This is a genomic window from Salmonella sp. 5800, from assembly GCF_046558195.1.
GTDB lineage: Bacteria > Pseudomonadota > Gammaproteobacteria > Enterobacterales > Enterobacteriaceae > Salmonella > Salmonella enterica.
Genome location: NZ_JBGDOX010000001.1, coordinates 524,322 through 541,640, shown reverse-complemented (window position 1 = coordinate 541,640; position 17,319 = coordinate 524,322). Strand labels below are relative to the sequence as shown.

The window sequence follows — 17,319 nt, the reverse complement described above, 5'->3', positions numbered from 1 at the left end:
CCCGCTCCCTAATAAAGTTCATGATCGTTGCGGCGGAGGGTCTCCAGGTTGATACGCCCCAACATTTTGTAATAGCTCCATAGCGTATAGAGCAGTACGATCGGCAGAAAAATCAGCACAATCACCAGCATGATTTCGAGCGTCATCTGGCTGGAGGTGCTGTCCCACACCGTCAGGCTGGAGAGAGGACTAACACTCGACGGCATCACAAAAGGAAATAGCGTTATTCCGGCGGTAAAGATGACGCAGGCCTGGGTCAGGGAAGCGAACAGAAATCCACGAATAGTCTGACCGCGAAGGCAGGCATAGAAAGCCAGAATCGGCAGGATCATACCGAGCAACGGGATGATGAGCAGTAGCGGCGAGCGTATAAAGTGGTTCATCCATGCGCCAGGGAGTATCGCCACGCCTTTTAAGAGCGGATTGGAAGGACCGTTGGCATCCTGCGTGAGTAAGACAAAGCCATCAACGCCGGCCCACAGCCAGTAACCGGCCAGCAGGAAGCAGATCACGATCAGCAGCGCGCTGTGGCGGGTGGCCGACAGAGCCCGTTGACGAATAACGCCCTCCGTTTTCAACTGTAACCAGACGCCTCCTTGCATAATCACCAACGACAGACTCAATAATCCACACAGTAGGGCAAAGGGCGAGAGTAACTGCCAGAAGGTGCCAAAATAGTCAACATGAAGCTGCGGCGTGAAGGCAAACGGCACGCCTAAAAACAGGTTGCCGAACGCGATGCCGAATACGACTGGGGGCACCAGGCTGCCGATAACCAGACCGGTATCCCACAGCGCGCGCCAGCGGGCATTGGCGATTTTACCCCGATAATCAAAGGCCAGCGGGCGAAAGAAGAGGGCACACAGCACCAGGATCATCGCCACATAAAAACCGGAAAACGCGGCGGCATAGACCCGTGGCCAGGCGGCGAATAATGCCCCGCCCGCGAGAATCAACCATACCTGGTTTCCTTCCCAGTGGGCGCCGACGCTATTGATCAATACCCGGCGTTCGTCATCGTTGCGCGCTATCAGCGGGAGCAGGCAACCGACACCCATATCAAACCCGTCAGTTACCATAAATGCCACCAGGATGACGCCGATCAGCAGCCACCAAATGAACCGCAACGTTTCATAATCCAACATGATTGTCTCCTTTATCCCTGTTGTTGCGCTTGTTGTTGATGTTGCATGGCGCTCGGCCCAAGACGCGCGTACTTCTGCATCAGATAGACTTCCGCGATTAAAAACAGGGTGTAAAGTCCGAGGATAAGCCCCATTGAGAAGGCCAACTGGCCCGGCGTCAGCGCGGAGTGAGCGTACCAGGTCGGCAGAATGTCCTGAATCGCCCAGGGCTGACGGCCAAACTCCGTCATAAACCAACCGGCTTCAATGGCAATCCACGGTAACGGCAGGCTCCACAGCGTCATACGCAATACCCAGCGATGCTGGTCGATACGCATTCGCAGCGTCTGTATCAACGCAATCAACATCACCACTAACAGCAGCGAACCGCAGCCGACCATAATACGGAAACTCCAGAACACCGGCGCCACCTGAGGAATAGCGCCACGCTGGGCCGCACGATACTGCTCCGGCGTCACATGGTTCATATCCGGGGCATATTTCGCCAGCAGAATGCCGTACCCCAGATCGCCCTCAACGGCGTGAAACGCATTCAGTACCTGCGGCGAGCGATTGCCTTGCGCTATCTCCTGCATGAGCAGCCAGGCCTCCCGGCCACGCTTCAGGCGCGGCAGAGCGTCGTCCATCAGGTTTTTTAACCCCGGAACTGGCGTATCCAGCGAATGGGTGGCCAGAATACCCAGCAGAGCAGGGATCTTCACGGCAAATGCATTACGCTCCTGTTCCTGCTGCGGCCAGGCAATCAGATGAAACGGCGCGGGCGCGGGTTCGGTTTGCCATTCGCCTTCCATCGCCGCCAGTTTCACCGGCTGAATTTGGGCGACCTCGTAGGCCGAACTGTCGCCCAGTTGCAGGGTTCCCAGAATGGCCAGGGTGCCGAATACTGAGCCGATAGCAAACGAGCGCAAGGCCACCTCACGCTCGCGGCCACGTAGCAGATACCAGGCGCTGATAGACATAATAAACATGGCGCCGGTGACATAACCGGACATGACGGTATGGACGAATTTCACCTGGCTCACCGGGTTAAAGACCAGATCGCTGAAGCTGCTCATTTCCATCCGTAACGTATCGATGTTGAAATGAGCGCCGGTAGGATACTGCATCCAGCCATTGGCATTCAGAATCCATAATGCTGAAATATTGGAGCCGAAGGCCACCAGCCAGGTGACCAGCAGGTGTTGGTATTTATTCAGCCGCTGCCAGCCGAAAAAGAACAGGCCGACAAAAGTGGATTCGAGAAAGAAGGCCAGTAACGCTTCCATCGCCAGCGGCGCGCCGAAAATATCGCCCACATAGTTGGAATAGAGCGACCAGTTAGTCCCGAACTGAAACTCCATGGTCAGGCCGGTAGCCACACCGAGAGCAAAATTGATCCCGAAGAGCTTGCCCCAGAAACGCGTCATATCGCGGTAGACGGTTTTCCCCGTCACCACATAGATCGTCTCCATGACGGCCAGCAAAAAAATTAGCCCAAGCGTAAGAGGAACAAATAAAAAGTGATACAGCGCGGTCAGCGCAAACTGCCAGCGCGATAAGTCAATGACATCCCACATGCTAACTCCTGTAGGCAGAAAGAGAGTAAAAAGCTAATCAGTACCGGATACCGGTGACGTTCCTGTTGAGAGCGCTAGCGCGTCTCCAGCCATCGGCAGACTTCATCCAGGCGCTGGCGCGAATCGGCCAGATCTTCCGGGGCCGCCAGTACCAGCTCCGGCAAAGGACAAATCTCATAGCTATCGAGCAACGGCCCTTTAAGGGCGTCCAGACAGCGCACATGCCAGAGATGGCGCAATGCTGTGGCGTTGATTTGGCTTTCGCCATACCCGGAGATGCGAATCTGAATATTCCCGTGTCCGCATAAACGCGCCAGAAAAAGACGATCGGCCTCGCTGAGCGGCAGTTGGGTCAAATTGATGCTGTGAGGTTGCAACGCCGGATCGCGTACGTGCGCCAATAACTCATGGGCCAGCGGCAGTCCATTCATCAGGCCAGCGACAGGCGGAGGCAGCAGAGAGTCGTCAGGCAGCGTATTGGCAGTCGCCGCTTGCCATAATGTCAGGGGTGCGCTACCCGCTTCCAGACGATCCGTCAGCAGACGTCGGTTATGCAGATGGCGTACCCGCCACAGGCCGCAGAAGATGGTCTCCTGGATCTCGCTTTCACTCCCGTCCGGATGCTGAATGCGTACCGAGACTTCGCCTTCGCCCAATAACGTATTGAGGAATGAGAGATCATCGGCATTCAGGGGAGATAACTCCCATCCCAGCACGTCGCCGACTTCCGGAATGCACCGGGCAAGCTGACCTCGCAGATCGGTCAACAATGCCATCACCGCCGGGCTGTGAGCGCAGCGCTCCAGCGCCGCCATACTTGGGTCGCCATTGACCTGACAGGTGAGCGGTAAGGGATTCATCGAGAAACTGGCGTCATCAGGCTGCGTACCTGGCCCCAGCAGATGAAAAAAGGCGTTGCTCATTGTGCTGTCTCCTGCGCTGCGGGAGTGTCAACCATCGAACGCATCAGCGTGAGCAGTTCAGCCCAGGGATGAATGCCGCTGAGCGCGCCGCGTAACTCGCCGTCTGTAAAAACCAACGTCGCCGGAAACCGACGAACATTAAAGCGATCGCCGATAGCTTCGCTTTGTTCAAGGTCGGCCACCGCCACCTGCCAGTCAAACTGCGGGAACTCACGCAGGAGTTCGGCAATCATCACCGGGTTATCGCTGACTTCCGGCGTACGCCGCGGATCGCTACTTAACAGGATGACGCCATCTCCAACCAGTTTGATCCAGTCGTCTACCGTGGAAGCCTCTACCGGTTGCCATCCCCGGGTTAACAGGCGTTGCCATAGCGCAGAGAACGGGGTGTCATTCGCCACTTCTTTTGCCCTCCAGACGTGTCTGATACTGACGTATGCGCACTCCCTCATAATTTTCCATCGACAGGCATTTATAGTTCAGGCAGCGTGCGACCTCGTTTGCCTGCGGTACGATCCCCCAGGCGGCCAGTTGCGCCAGGGCGGCCTGTTCCGCCGCCGGTAGCTGGCCGCGAGCTATTTCGCTCAGGCTACCGCCATAGTCGTCCAGTTGCGCCGGTTGCAGACCGACCAGCGCTATGTGACAGGGCAGATGCCCGCGGATGTCGGCCAGCGCCAGAACTTCGGAAAAACTGTTTTGATGCAGACTCATTTTTTTGGCGCTGAGATACGCGGGGATTTTCTCGCCGGCATAGGTTCGCAGGCTGCCCGGCGCCAGGCCATAATCGATCGCGTCAAGGAGCAGGAGATGGCTGGCTTGCTCTACATAACCTAACAGGTTTAGCCCTTGCGTACCGCCGTCCACAATTTCTACCTCTTCAGGCCAGTGATATCGGGCATACAAACGCTCCGCGACCCGGATACCGAATCCTTCATCGGCCCACAGCAGGTTTCCTAACCCCATCACCACTACGCGTTGCGCATTCATGAGGGCTCCTTGTCGTGTGGTTTGGGGAATTTGTGGCTGCGATAGCCATTGATCATGGTGGAGATCACCGTATCGTCGGACATAATATCTTCCCGGATAGCGAGGTAAACGTGCCCGACGATGAAGGCGGCGATCAGCCACATGCCCAGTCGGTGCCAGCTGTGAATATCGATGGAGTTGCCGCCGGTCCAGTAGAAAAATTCAACCACATAGCGGAACGGCGCAAAGATGGCGTACTGGCTATGCTCGCCAAACAGAGCGAAACCGGTGAGGATCATAAATACCGACAACAGGAAATAGCCGAACATCGCGGCCTGCGCGACAGGGTTATGTCCGATGTCGCTCCCCGGTTTTTTCTCCAGAAACAGATACCAGCGGACCACGGTGAAAGCGCCTTGCCACCAACTGCGACGCCAGACCGGGACGATAAACAGCTCTCGCGAATAGCGGTTGCCGACACAGGCCCAATAAATCCGCCCCAGCAGTAACACGGTAAAGATCATCGCGGCGGCAAAGTGGATCAGCCGGATATAGCCCATGTAAAACAGATAGGTCGCCTCGCCACTCACCGACGGCAAGGGCCGGCCAATAAAGTAGCCTGTTACCATCAGTACCAACATGCAGGCCACCGTTAGCCAGTGCCACAGGCGTACCGGCGCTTCAAACACATAGTGGCTGACGGCAGTATCACGCGCCTCCCCGACGCGTGGAGATAGCTTTCCAGTCATCGTTCTTTTCCTTAACGCTTAGCGTACCTGGACGGCAATCAGTTCGCTGCCGTCGTCGCCGAGCACGTGGGTTGAACAGGCGAGGCAGGGGTCGAAGCTGTGCAGCGTCCTCAGGATTTCTAACGGTTGGTCGGGAATCGCCATTTGTGTTCCCATCAATGCCGCTTCATAGGCGCCGATCTGTTTTTTAGGATCGCGTGGGCTGGCGTTCCAGGTGGTGGGAACCACGCACTGATAGAGTTCAATCTTCTGATCGCGTATTGACGCCCAGTGTCCCAACGCTCCGCGAGGCGCTTCGGTAAAACCGATGCCGCGGCAGTGCTGCGGCCAACTGGCCGGTTCCCATTTCTCGGTATTGGCGGTGGCCAGGTCGCCGTTTTTCAGGTTGGTCATAAGCCTGTCGAAAAAATACTGCAGCTTACCGACGGCCCATTGCGCTTCGTGCGCGCGGCATAAAATACGGCCAAGCGTAGACTGGATACCGGAGAGCGGCAGTTTAAGGGCGGACATCATGCGATCTACCGACTCTATGGTGGCGGCGTCCCCTTTGTGGTACGCGATAAGCGTTCGGGCAAGCGGGCCGACTTCCATGGCATGACCCCGCCAGCGCGGCGCTTTAATCCAGGAGTAACGTTCCTGCTCGTTGAGCTGCTGGATATGCGTATCGCTGCCTTTGACATCACCCGGGTTGTACCAGGGATCGGTAATGCCGTCAAAAGGATGACGCCCCAGCCGATCGTCCGGATAGCGGTACCAGGCGTGATCCACAAACTCCTGTATCTGCTGCGGATCGGCCAAATCTACCGGCATGACATTTTTAAAATCGCCATTGACCACCGCGCCGCCCGGCATTAACAGGCTTTGCTGGCTGAAGTCGTTGGCAATGTCCGGAAATGCGCCGTAACTCAGCACGCATTTATCCGACAGACCGGTGCCAATTTGACTCCATGCTTTATTGAACTGGCCGATAGCCAGCGCGTCCGGAACCATCACGTTGTTAATGAAGTCGGCGGTGCGGGTGATGATCGACTGCACCAGGTTGAGGCGCTCCATATTGATAGCCCCGACCGCGCCGCTTTGATCGAGATTGATCGCGCACGGCATCCCGCCGACGATCCAGTTAGGATGGGGGTTCTTACCGCCAAATATGGTATGGATTTTGACGATCTCGCGCTGGAAGTCGAGGGCTTCAAGATAGTGGGCAAAACCCATCAGATTAGCCTCTGGCGACAGTTTGTACTGTGGATGTCCCCAATAGCCGTTACGGAATATCCCAAGCTGGCCACCATCGACAAATTTCTTTAATCGATTTTGTACGTCAAAGAAGTAGCCCGGCGATGACATCGGCCAGGCGGAAAGGCTTTGCGCCAACTGCGAGGTGGCGCGCGGATCGGCTTTCAGCGCATTCAGAACATCAATCCAGTCCATACCGGCTAACTGATAAAAATGGACCAGATGATCGTGACACCACAACGTAGCCAGCATGATGTTACGTATAATATTGGCGTTATCCGGCACCTGGATACCAATCGCATCTTCGATAGCGTACACCGATGCCAGAGCATGTACCCCGGTACAGACACCACAAATACGTTCAACAAACGCCCAGGCGTCACGCGGGTCACGGCCTTGCAGAATGATCTCCAGCCCGCGGAACATCGTGCCGCAGGAAACGGCATTGGTAATGACGTTTTGCTCATCAATGTTCACTTCGCAGCGCATATGCCCTTCGATGCGGGTAATCGGGTCCACGATCAGACGACGGCCGGCGTCGTTAACGGTATAACCCTGGGTTTGATACTGGTTACTCATGCCTGTTTATCCTCATTGTCCGGCTGTTGTTCGGCTTGCGCTAACTGTTGTTTGTGGCGTTTACGTTGGTTGAGCGCGCTGGCGACAGCGTGACCGCCAACGCCCGCAGCGACCACGCCCAGCGCGGTCAGCCCCACCGTATCGGCGGTTGAATGGGTACCCATCTGGGGAATATCCACCACGCGGCTATAAAACGAGCCGCGATCCCAGAAACCATTTTCTGAACATCCCAGACATCCGTGACCGGACTGGATAGGAAAGGAGACGCCGTCATTCCAGCGTGTGGAGGAGCAGGCGTTATAGGTGGTTGGCCCTTTACAGCCCATCTTGTACAGGCAGTATCCCTTGCGGGCGGCGTCATCATCCCAGCTCTCGACGAATTCACCGGCGTCAAAATGGGCGCGGCGGTAGCATTTATCGTGGATACGTTGACCGTAGAACATTAGTGGACGGCCCATGCGATCGAGCTCCGGCAGACGATCAAACGTCACCATATAGGTGATAATGGCGCTCATGACATCCGGGATTGGCGGACATCCAGGGACCTTCACGATCGGCTTGTCGGTGATCACTTTATCGATAGGCGTTGCCTGGGTCGGATTGGGGCGGGCGGCCTGGACGCAACCCCAGGAGGCGCAGTTTCCCCAGGCGATAATAGCGCTGGCGCCCGCGGCGGCTTTCTTCAGTTTTTCAATAAACGGGCGGCCGCCGCTGATACAGAACATCCCTTGTTCTCCTAACGGCGGATTGCCTTCCACCGCCAGAATGTATTTCCCGGCGTAGCGAGTGGTAATATCGTCAAAGACTTCTTCGGCCTGTGCGCCGGCGGCGGCCATCAGGGTGTCGTCATAATCGAGGGAAATCAGCGAGAGGATCACATCTTTGGCTAGCGGGTGCGAGGAACGGATAAAGGATTCGGTACAGCAGGTGCATTCCAGTCCATGAATCCAGACCACCGGAATCCGCGGTTTATTCTCCAGCGCCCAGGCGATCTTTGGCGTCATTCCGGCGCCCAGTCCCAGCGATGTGGCGGCAAGGCTACAGAATTTGAGAAAGCTGCGTCGGGTCACTCCCTTACGACGCATGGCTTGATAAAAGGTCTCCTCGTTATTCATAACGCGTATTTTTTCTCCTTTTTGCACCACGCTCCGCCAGGGGCATAAGGCGCTTTTGCGGGTCCGTTGACGTTCCGCCAGCAAGGCAAATCATTGTGTTACGCGCGAGCGCGGAAACGAGCCCGATTCACTTTGCACCGGCGTATATCGCCAGAAATAATGTGAAAAAAGCGTATCGGATTAACGATAAGAAACAATGTGAAGTGTGTGGGTATAGCTTATAGCGGTATATTTATACCCATTATCGGTTTTTCGGCGAAATGGCCGTGGCGGGGAAGGACGGTTGAGCTTGTTCCAGGATGAGGTTTTCAGCGAGCAACCTCGGGTAGATTTAGCCTGGTCTCGCCATTTCAGGATACGTAAGTTGACGCAAAAGGAGGGAGGATTTGATGTCATCGTTAAAAGAAGCATACTTCGTGAAGATTTTTATATAAAATAGTGATGCTGGTTTTAAAGGAATGCAAAAAAGAGACCGTTTGAAAGAGGGCGTCCCATGAAAAATAACATCAGATTTGACTTGTCCGATTATTTGATTCATTTTTTTCGGGACGTTGATTTAGAGACCGGTAGCCATATTTATTTGCCTGAACACTGTGGTTTTAATAATCAGCACCACGCATGTTTCATTGATGCTAAATATTTACTTCGATTATCTTTACGCAGTCATAAAATTTTCTCGTCCTGGTCATACCGAAATGGGCAACGAACCGTATATGGTGACTCCCCGGTGGTATGCTTTACAGATATGCCGATTGCAGCTTATTTAGAAACTGGTGTTCGCCGATTAGAACGAAATGAAAAAATCGGTTTATATGCAATCGTTTTACCTAAAGAGCAAATGTTTAATTATGGGGCAAGGCCAGTCATATATGGGTTGGATCAGCATAACAATGCTCGATGCTCGCAAGGCAGAAACGGGGAACGTATTCTTGATGAAACGGCTCTTCCTTTGATTGAGCAATATAGATATGTTACTTATGTTCCAGGTAAGATTGACTGGACACATGAACGCGAATGGCGATGGCCATATCGTGGCGATATTAAAAATTTCCTTAATCATATTAAAGAGTATGGTATTCCGGAAAACATTGAAAGCACCCCAGGGTTTGATTTTAAATCAAGCGAAATAAATGGTGCGGGAATAATCGTCCCGTTTGCAGAAGATATCCTTACCGTAGCTCACGATATTTTAACTTTAATTGACCGGGGCGTCATTGGAAGAAACACTTTCAAATTCATTATAGCTGTAGAGAGTTTACAATCATGGACCCAGCTCTCGGAACCGGGCGCGTTACTGTCTTGTATTAATGATAATACTTTCGGATTTGAATCTTTTTTTGATTTATCTGCATCTAAAGTAAAAAATTATGCTGATTCTATCAATGATTATGTAAATGAATTATATTCAAAAAAAGATTTTTTAAATGATAATTATGCAATGGAATTTGGAAATGCCTGGGTCTGGATTCATGATAACCAATCCCAGGTGGTACGGGCGTTACTGCAGGCTGGAATGATCAACGTTAATAAAGAAGGGCGGTACTTATTAGATGTTAATTTGGCTTCTGTTGATTGGCCATTAAGAAGAAAAGAAGCTTTCGCAAGTCATGTTGTGGGATGGCTCAAACATCGTTTTAATATCGAAGCGGGAGGGTATTCCGTTCAGGGAAAAGATGATTATGATGCCATCCCAGGTTATGAGACGCCGCTAAAGGACCAGCATCCTTTTTATAATCATACAGTGAATGTCGACTGGTAATTAAGAAAAGAACTTACCCTGTTAGATCTGCGTTAATTTAACGCATTGATTTTTATAGATGAATGAAAGACATTAGAGTCTATTATAAAATAGACTGTAATTAAAATTGCACATCTGTCTGTTTTTGATATGTGTATTCCAACAACAGAGTCAGGCAGCTTGTGGACGAATTAAAATTCTGCGGCTCGCTACGAAAGTTGCTACAGCCCTTAAAAACTATAGGCGCTGTCGAATCGCTATGGACAGCCTTTGAGAAACGCAAAGTATTTCTGACGGAGGCAAGATTATTTATCCGGCGATCAAGGATGCGTCGAAAAATGGAGTGTGTTGCTCTGGAGTGCTGGCGAAGAACCGTTTTATTATCGGAGTTTGGTGACCGTCTGACGATCACCTTCAAGAAAGCAGGCAGTTACAGAGAATTACTAGTAACCTCTGATAACAGGCACTTTTCATACTCTTTTATGCATCATAAAATGCTGTCTGAACTTGTTAAGCTCTTTCCATAGCATTTGTAAAATAACTATTTTCAAGATATTGATACCAGTGCTCGAAAGATTCATCTTCACCTTTTGGTGCATAGCAATTACCATTCTTATAGAGTTGACCACCAATTAGATAGTGAGATACTCTTAATGTCAATATACCATTTTTAATAGAAAGACTATTTAGTTTTGATTTTTTGTTTCCTTCATCTATAAAATAAAAATAAACGTGGTGATTTGTTTTTGAAAGCTCAAGGAGTTTCTGAAAGGTATCCCTTTCTGGGTAGTGAGTACGAATTACTTCAATGATAATGTTTGGATAGGCTGAGCGGGGGAAAAATTTGTTTCTATCCCTTCCTCCAATATCGGGTTGAATATAAGAATCCTCATGAAATGCAATACGTGCGTCCTTTTCTTTATACCACCCAAAATCACTATCTTTCAGCGGACTAAAAATTACTTGCTCTTCATATGTTCGATCCTCTGCAAAAACATATGTAGAGAACTTAACAGCTTCAATATTTTTATTATTTAACTCATCATATAAATAATTTACGCAATTATCGTGAGTTGGATTATCTTCGGCTCTACCTAACCTTTTGCCGAAAGATGGATTTCCTACTCTTCTGAAATGGGGAGTAATCTCATTTCTTACAGGGACAACAATACAGTCATCTTCATTAAGAAGAGGTTCCTCCTTCATTCTTGGATATAAAGTATGGTCAAAGATATCGCATTCCGAATAGTCTCGGCCTGAGATTAGTCCTCTTGGCATATGTGCTCCTTAAGCTTAGATGTTTAAACCTTGTAATAAAATTTATCTGAAAAATTAAATGTTCTTTTATGATATATTATAATGAACATATGAAGTTTACCACAGGATATTACTATAGCTTGATAATAATCAATATAATTATCGTTAATCCGCACTCAGTGGTGATTAGATTGCTTGAATTAATCTATTCTCAGCTTGCATAAAATTGATGAATAATATCAATCTGGATAGTTATAAATGATATCTTTAAAGTACTTTATGGTTTCGCAACGCTGTGATAGCTATTATGGTTGGTTGTTAAATTCGTGACCAAATTTTAATATTTACCAATGCTGATATGCGAAAATCGAATGAAGTTTCCCTTTCAACGGACAGTAAATTCTTCGGAGACCTAAAGAATGCAGGGGCGGACACCGTTTTGAAGCCTGTTAGAAGGCGCTTTTAGAAATCTACCGATACTGAAGTTCCTAATATTTATAATATGGGTGATAATGGTGGTAAAAATTCACCTCATAGATATTCCATTGATAGAAAATATCGTATCATTTTGGTGTAAATATACAATTCGTGAACATTATTTCCTAAATTATGTAGTCGTTGGTGGCGAGTCTATCTGTTCTGGAACCAGTCATTCAGACAATTCACTGCCATTTTGAAAACGTTAACTGTAGTGAGCTTCTGGATGCTCAGCTAATTTGAGTGGGCGGACTTATCATGTGTGAAAATAGCTGCTTATTGTACTCACTGGAATGCTCAGTTTTAGTCGCGTTTCTACGCTCTCATCTGAGATACTATAAAAGATAAAATCCACGCAATGGCGTGGATTTTATAGGGTTTACCGCTGTCATGAGATTCAGCAAAACCTCATGAGACAACAAATGTTATTTAGACGTTGAACAGGAAGTTCATTATATCGCCATCTTTAACGATGTAATCTTTGCCTTCCGCTCGCATCTTACCGGCTTCTTTCGCGCCTTGTTCACCTTTATAGGTAATAAAGTCGTCAAAGGCGATAGTTTGGGCGCGGATAAAGCCTTTTTCGAAGTCGGTATGGATTTTACCTGCTGCTTGCGGCGCGGTTGCGCCAACCGGAATGGTCCATGCGCGAACTTCTTTCACCCCGGCGGTGAAGTAGGTCTGGAGGTTCAGCAGGCGATAACCTGCGCGAATAACGCGGTTCAGCCCCGGCTCTTCCAGACCCAGTTCAGCCATAAATTCGTCGCGCTCGTCATCATCCAGCTCAGCAATATCAGCTTCGACGGCGGCACACACCGGAACCACGACCGAACCTTCTTTGGCGGCGATTTCGCGAACCTGGTCCAGATACGGGTTATTTTCAAAACCGTCTTCATTGACGTTAGCGATATACATCGTCGGCTTCAGCGTCAGGAAGCTTAAATAACGGATAGCCGCTTTATCTTCGTCCGTCAGGTCCAGCGAACGCAGCATCCCCGCTTCGGCCAGGTGCGGCAGGCATTTTTCCAGCGCGGCCAGTTCCGCTTTGGCGTCTTTATCGCCGCCTTTGGCTTTCTTCTGTACGCGATGGATAGCGCGCTCGCAGGTATCGAGGTCAGCCAGCGCCAGTTCGGTATTGATAACATCAATATCTTCTGCCGGGTTTACTTTACCCGCCACATGGATGATATTGTCGTTCTCAAAGCAGCGAACCACGTGACCGATAGCTTCAGTTTCACGGATATTGGTCAGGAACTGGTTACCCAACCCTTCGCCTTTGGACGCGCCTTTTACCAGACCGGCGATATCCACGAACTCCATCGTGGTTGGTAGAATGCGTTGCGGTTTAACAATCTCAGCCAACTGTTCCAGACGCGGATCGGGCATCGGCACGACACCGGTATTCGGTTCGATAGTGCAGAACGGAAAGTTTGCCGCTTCAATACCGGCTTTTGTCAGCGCGTTGAACAGGGTGGATTTCCCGACGTTGGGCAGACCGACGATACCGCATTTGAATCCCATGATTTAACTCACCTTAATATCTTAATAATCAACCTGTTATAGAAAACAGATTGCAGAAATGGAAATAACTTCGCCTATTATACACGGCGTGCGGCAAAAATGCCGCACATCACTGGTTATTGCGCCTTAAAGGTATGCAAACGGCTTGTTGCTTTGGCCAGACCCTCTTTGAACCACAATTCCGTACAGCGTGCCGCTTCGTCAATGGCCTCATCAATTAATTTTTGTTCAGAAACAGGGGGTTTACCCAGCACGAAACCAACAACTTTATTTTTATCGCCTGGATGACCAATTCCAACGCGTAAGCGGTGAAAGTTGGGATTATTGCCCAGCTTGCTGATGATGTCTTTCAGGCCATTGTGGCCGCCGTGGCCGCCGCCAAGTTTAAATTTCGCCACGCCCGGAGGGAGATCCAGCTCGTCGTGAGCGACCAGAATTTCGTCCGGCTGAATACGGTAAAAACTGGCCATTGCGCCAACTGCTTTACCACTGAGGTTCATGAACGTGGTGGGTACCAGCAGGCGAACATCTTCCCCTTCCAGCGTGATGCGTGAGGTATAACCAAAGAATTTAGGCTCTTCACGCAACGGCGCGCGCAGGCGCTCCGCCAGTAAATCGACGTACCATGCGCCTGCATTGTGTCGCGTCGCGGCATATTCCGCACCGGGATTCGCCAGACCAACAATCAATTTAATTGCCACGTTTTTTGTCCTGAGTAGATCCATAACTGGCGCGTAGTTTACTGTCTGTCTGCCCGCTTGACAAAACACAGCGACACTCTGAAGTAAATCAAATAATTGCCAGCATTGATTATTAAAAATGTAAACTGTTCAGTGTGTTATTTGTAAAGTTTTGTTAAATGAAACTTTACATTTGTGATCACACCCGCACTTACAAATGGAAGTGTTGTCTATACTTTACACATAAAGTTTAGGGGGATTTCCTAAAAACAACCCAAAAGTTCCGGAGGTGACATATGAAACGCAAAAACGCTTCGTTATTCGGTAACGTGCTGATGGGGTTGGGGCTGGTCGTGATGGTTGTCGGCGTGGGTTACTCTATTTTAAACCAACTGCCGCAGTTTAATTTGCCGCAATTTTTTGCGCATGGCGCAATACTGAGCATTTTTGTCGGGGCAGTTCTTTGGCTGGCAGGGGCTCGTGTAGGGGGGCATGAGCAGGTGAGCGACAAATATTGGTGGGTACGTCACTATGACAAACGTTGCCGCCGTAACGACAATCGTCGTCATAGCTAACCGGTTCAGGCCCGGTAAGCGTTATCGCCACCGGGCATTGTCCATTAACTGAGTAAATCCGCTAACGCCTCCGTCCTGTTCGGGAAGAAGGTCAGACGCCCAGGAATAGGTTTGATACCGGCACGCGCCATTGTGCGCAGCGGTTGGAACTCCAGATTACTGATACGCAATTCGCAACCCTCCGGCAGACGCTTCACAAAACGCTGAAAAGCATCAAGCCCGCCTGCATCCAGCACTGGTACTGCGTCCCATTTCAGAACGACGATACGTTTACCCTTAATACGTGACTCAAGGTCAGTAAACAGTCCTTCCGCCGCGGCGAAAAAGAGCGGACCGATAACACGCAGCACCAGCACATCATCAGGCACATCGACATTGACCGGCGCAAGTCGAGTCATTCGCGCAATACGGCGCATAAACAGCAGGGAAGCAAGGACAATCCCCACGCTGATGGCGATGACCATATCAAACAGAACCGTTAATGACATGCACAGCAGCATAACGATGATGTCGTCTTTCGGCGCATGGCGTAACAGATCCACCACTTTATGGGCTTCACTCATATTCCATGCCACCATCAGCAGTAGCGCCGCCATCGCGGAAAGCGGCAGCCAGGAGAGTAGCGGGGCTAAGACCAGTAGCGCCAGAATAACCAGGATAGCGTGAATTACCGCTGAGACGGGAGAGGTCGCGCCAGCGCGGACGTTGGCGGCAGAGCGGGCAATCGCGGCGGTGGCGGTGATGCCGCCAAAGAACGGCGCGACCATATTCCCCAGCCCCTGGCCGATAAGTTCGCTGTTAGCTTTATGTTTGGTGCCGGTCATGCCGTCCAGCACGACGGCGCAGAGCAATGATTCGATTGCCCCCAGCATTGCCATCGAGAAGGCCGCTGGCAGCAGCGCGCGCAGTGAATCCCAGCTTAGCGTGAAATCGGAGCCAGGAAGACTCCACGGCAGCATCAGTTGCGGCAGGAGCTGCGGGATGCCGTTGCCCTGAGTGCCGTCAGCCAGAACATAATGGAACTGTGAGCCGATAGTCGCCACATTGCCGCCCAGCAGATTAACGATCCCCATCACGGCGCAACCAGCCAGCAGCGCGGGAAGATGTCCTGGCAGACGAATACCGAGACGCGGCCAGAAAATCAACGTTCCCAGCGTTACCACGCCAATGGCGGCATCGCCAATATTGACGGTGGGCAACGCCATAAACAGCGCGCCGACTTTCTGCAAATAGTGCTCTGGCACATGGGCCATCTGCAGACCAAGAAAATCTTTAATCTGCATGGTACCGATGGTAATACCAATCCCTGAGGTAAAACCCAACGTGACCGACACCGGGATATATTCAATCAATCGCCCCAGTCTCGCCAGGCCGAAAAGGATCAGGAAGAAGCCCGACATCAGCGTGGCGACCAGTAGGCCCGCCAGACCAAACTGTTGCGATACCGGATACAAAATCACCACAAACGCGGCGGTAGGGCCGGAAACGCTAAAGCGCGAGCCGCCGGTTAGCGCGATCACGATCCCGGCGACAGCGGAGGTATAGAGGCCATACTGCGGCGCAACGCCACTGCCAATTGCCAGCGCCATCGCCAGCGGGATAGCAATAATCCCGACGGTGATCCCGGCTATCACATCACGGGTGAACCGGGAGGCGGTATATTTTTCTTTCCAGCAAGCATCGATGAGAGCGCGGAAAGGCATCACATGTGAGGAAAATAATTTGTTCACAATAATGTTTCATCCATGAGCGCATCATCTGTCAACTAAATGGCAGGTGAAGGAGGCATAAGTCATACAAAAGGGTGTTACAGACAAAAAAACCCGCCGCAGCGGGTTTCAGATCCGGGTTCGATCAATGCTCGAACATGGCGGAAATCGATTCTTCGTTGCTGATACGGCGAATCGCTTCGGCCAGCATACCTGACAGGGTCAAAGTACGCACGTTCGGCAGCGCTTTGATTTCGTCGGTCAGCGGAATGGTGTCGCAGACAACGACTTCATCAATGACGGAGTTGCGCAGGTTGTTTGCCGCATTGCCTGAGAAGATCGGGTGCGTCGCGTAGGCAAACACGCGTTTAGCGCCACGTTCTTTCAATGCTTCTGCTGCTTTGCACAGAGTACCGCCGGTATCGATCATATCATCAACCAGCACGCAGTCACGGCCAGCGACGTCGCCGATGATGTGCATCACCTGAGAAACGTTCGCGCGCGGACGACGTTTATCAATGATAGCCATATCGGTATCGTTCAGCAGCTTAGCGATAGCGCGGGCACGAACCACGCCGCCAATATCCGGGGAAACCACGATCGGGTTATCCAGATTCAGTTGCAGCATATCTTCGAGCAGGATTGGGCTACCGAACACGTTATCAACCGGAACGTCAAAGAAGCCCTGGATCTGTTCAGCATGCAGATCTACGGTGAGAACGCGGTCAACGCCGACGCTGGACAGGAAGTCAGCGACAACTTTTGCGGTAATCGGCACACGGGCGGAACGTACGCGACGGTCCTGACGTGCATAGCCAAAGTAGGGGATAACGGCGGTGATACGACCTGCGGAAGCACGACGCAGGGCATCAACCATAACGACCAATTCCATCAGGTTGTCGTTGGTTGGGGCACAAGTGGACTGGATGATGAAAATATCACCACCGCGTACATTTTCGTTGATTTGTACGCTGACTTCGCCGTCGCTAAAGCGACCTACGGCGGCGTCGCCGAGAGAAGTGTACAGGCGGTTGGCAATACGTTGTGCTAGTTCCGGGGTGGCGTTACCAGCAAAAAGCTTCATATCAGGCACGAG

At 51.2% G+C, this 17,319-nt stretch carries 15 protein-coding genes; 2 read left to right on the top strand and 13 right to left on the bottom strand.

What is annotated here, in order from left to right:
* Nucleotides 1-8: 8 nt before the first annotated feature.
* The 8 genes from appB to hyaA all read right to left on the bottom strand — a co-directional run bounded on the left by appB (nucleotide 9) and on the right by hyaA (nucleotide 8,266).
* Nucleotides 9-1,145 (bottom strand): cytochrome d ubiquinol oxidase subunit II, encoded by a 1,137-nt coding sequence (appB, locus tag ACLJZ5_RS02655; protein WP_000888110.1) that lies wholly within the window; start codon nucleotides 1,143-1,145, stop codon nucleotides 9-11.
* Nucleotides 1,146-1,156: 11 nt separating this feature from the next.
* Nucleotides 1,157-2,701, bottom strand: coding sequence for a cytochrome bd-II oxidase subunit 1 (gene appC / locus ACLJZ5_RS02650; protein ID WP_000263613.1), 1,545 nt, complete (start codon nucleotides 2,699-2,701; stop codon nucleotides 1,157-1,159).
* A gap of 74 nt (nucleotides 2,702-2,775) precedes the next feature.
* The gene (locus tag ACLJZ5_RS02645) at nucleotides 2,776-3,624 is read right to left on the bottom strand and encodes a hydrogenase expression/formation protein (RefSeq protein ID WP_024797693.1); all 849 of its coding nucleotides are present in this window, start codon (nucleotides 3,622-3,624) and stop codon (nucleotides 2,776-2,778) included.
* Nucleotides 3,621-4,025: a hydrogenase-1 operon protein HyaE gene (gene hyaE, locus ACLJZ5_RS02640; RefSeq protein WP_001262570.1), complete on the bottom strand. Its 405-nt coding sequence runs from the start codon at nucleotides 4,023-4,025 to the stop codon at nucleotides 3,621-3,623. Before hyaE ends, ACLJZ5_RS02645 begins: the two co-directional genes overlap by 4 nt.
* Nucleotides 4,015-4,611, bottom strand: a complete 597-nt coding sequence (gene hyaD, locus ACLJZ5_RS02635; protein WP_000993807.1) for a hydrogenase 1 maturation protease — start codon at nucleotides 4,609-4,611, stop codon at nucleotides 4,015-4,017. Before hyaD ends, hyaE begins: the two co-directional genes overlap by 11 nt.
* Nucleotides 4,608-5,339, bottom strand: coding sequence for a Ni/Fe-hydrogenase b-type cytochrome subunit (gene hyaC, locus ACLJZ5_RS02630; RefSeq protein ID WP_000147036.1), 732 nt, complete (start codon nucleotides 5,337-5,339; stop codon nucleotides 4,608-4,610). The genes hyaD and hyaC overlap by 4 nt, the downstream gene beginning before the upstream one ends.
* An 18-nt stretch (nucleotides 5,340-5,357) precedes the next feature.
* Nucleotides 5,358-7,151, bottom strand: coding sequence for a Ni/Fe-hydrogenase large subunit (gene hyaB, locus ACLJZ5_RS02625; protein WP_000070982.1), 1,794 nt, complete (start codon nucleotides 7,149-7,151; stop codon nucleotides 5,358-5,360).
* The gene (hyaA, locus tag ACLJZ5_RS02620; RefSeq protein ID WP_001058312.1) at nucleotides 7,148-8,266 is read right to left on the bottom strand and encodes a hydrogenase 1 small subunit; all 1,119 of its coding nucleotides are present in this window, start codon (nucleotides 8,264-8,266) and stop codon (nucleotides 7,148-7,150) included. The genes hyaB and hyaA overlap by 4 nt, the downstream gene beginning before the upstream one ends.
* A 493-nt stretch (nucleotides 8,267-8,759) precedes the next feature.
* On the opposite strand from hyaA, the gene ACLJZ5_RS02615 reads away from it, so the two are divergent.
* Entirely contained in the window at nucleotides 8,760-10,025 is a 1,266-nt protein-coding gene (locus ACLJZ5_RS02615; protein ID WP_024797694.1) for a DUF4427 domain-containing protein, read from the top strand.
* A gap of 489 nt (nucleotides 10,026-10,514) precedes the next feature.
* On the opposite strand, the gene ACLJZ5_RS02610 is transcribed toward ACLJZ5_RS02615, so the two are convergent.
* The 3 genes from ACLJZ5_RS02610 to pth all read right to left on the bottom strand — a co-directional run bounded on the left by ACLJZ5_RS02610 (nucleotide 10,515) and on the right by pth (nucleotide 13,960).
* The gene (locus ACLJZ5_RS02610) at nucleotides 10,515-11,282 is read right to left on the bottom strand and encodes a hypothetical protein (protein ID WP_020898832.1); all 768 of its coding nucleotides are present in this window, start codon (nucleotides 11,280-11,282) and stop codon (nucleotides 10,515-10,517) included.
* Between the two features lie 885 nt (nucleotides 11,283-12,167).
* Nucleotides 12,168-13,259: a redox-regulated ATPase YchF gene (ychF, locus tag ACLJZ5_RS02605; protein WP_024797695.1), complete on the bottom strand. Its 1,092-nt coding sequence runs from the start codon at nucleotides 13,257-13,259 to the stop codon at nucleotides 12,168-12,170.
* 116 nt (nucleotides 13,260-13,375) lie between these two features.
* A complete protein-coding gene (pth, locus tag ACLJZ5_RS02600) occupies nucleotides 13,376-13,960 on the bottom strand; it encodes an aminoacyl-tRNA hydrolase (RefSeq protein WP_000985595.1) in 585 nt (194 codons plus the stop codon).
* Nucleotides 13,961-14,235: 275 nt separating this feature from the next.
* Here pth and ychH point away from each other — a divergent pair, with 275 nt between their 5' ends.
* On the top strand, nucleotides 14,236-14,514 hold the full coding sequence (ychH, locus tag ACLJZ5_RS02595) for a stress-induced protein YchH (RefSeq protein WP_000823878.1): 279 nt from the start codon (nucleotides 14,236-14,238) through the stop codon (nucleotides 14,512-14,514).
* A gap of 44 nt (nucleotides 14,515-14,558) precedes the next feature.
* Here the strand turns inward: ychH and dauA are convergent, their stop codons facing one another.
* Both dauA and prs read right to left on the bottom strand, forming a co-directional pair.
* Entirely contained in the window at nucleotides 14,559-16,244 is a 1,686-nt protein-coding gene (dauA, locus tag ACLJZ5_RS02590; protein ID WP_001037186.1) for a C4-dicarboxylic acid transporter DauA, read from the bottom strand.
* Between the two features lie 124 nt (nucleotides 16,245-16,368).
* Entirely contained in the window at nucleotides 16,369-17,316 is a 948-nt protein-coding gene (gene prs, locus ACLJZ5_RS02585; protein WP_001518537.1) for a ribose-phosphate diphosphokinase, read from the bottom strand.
* Between the last annotated feature and the right edge of the window lie 3 nt (nucleotides 17,317-17,319).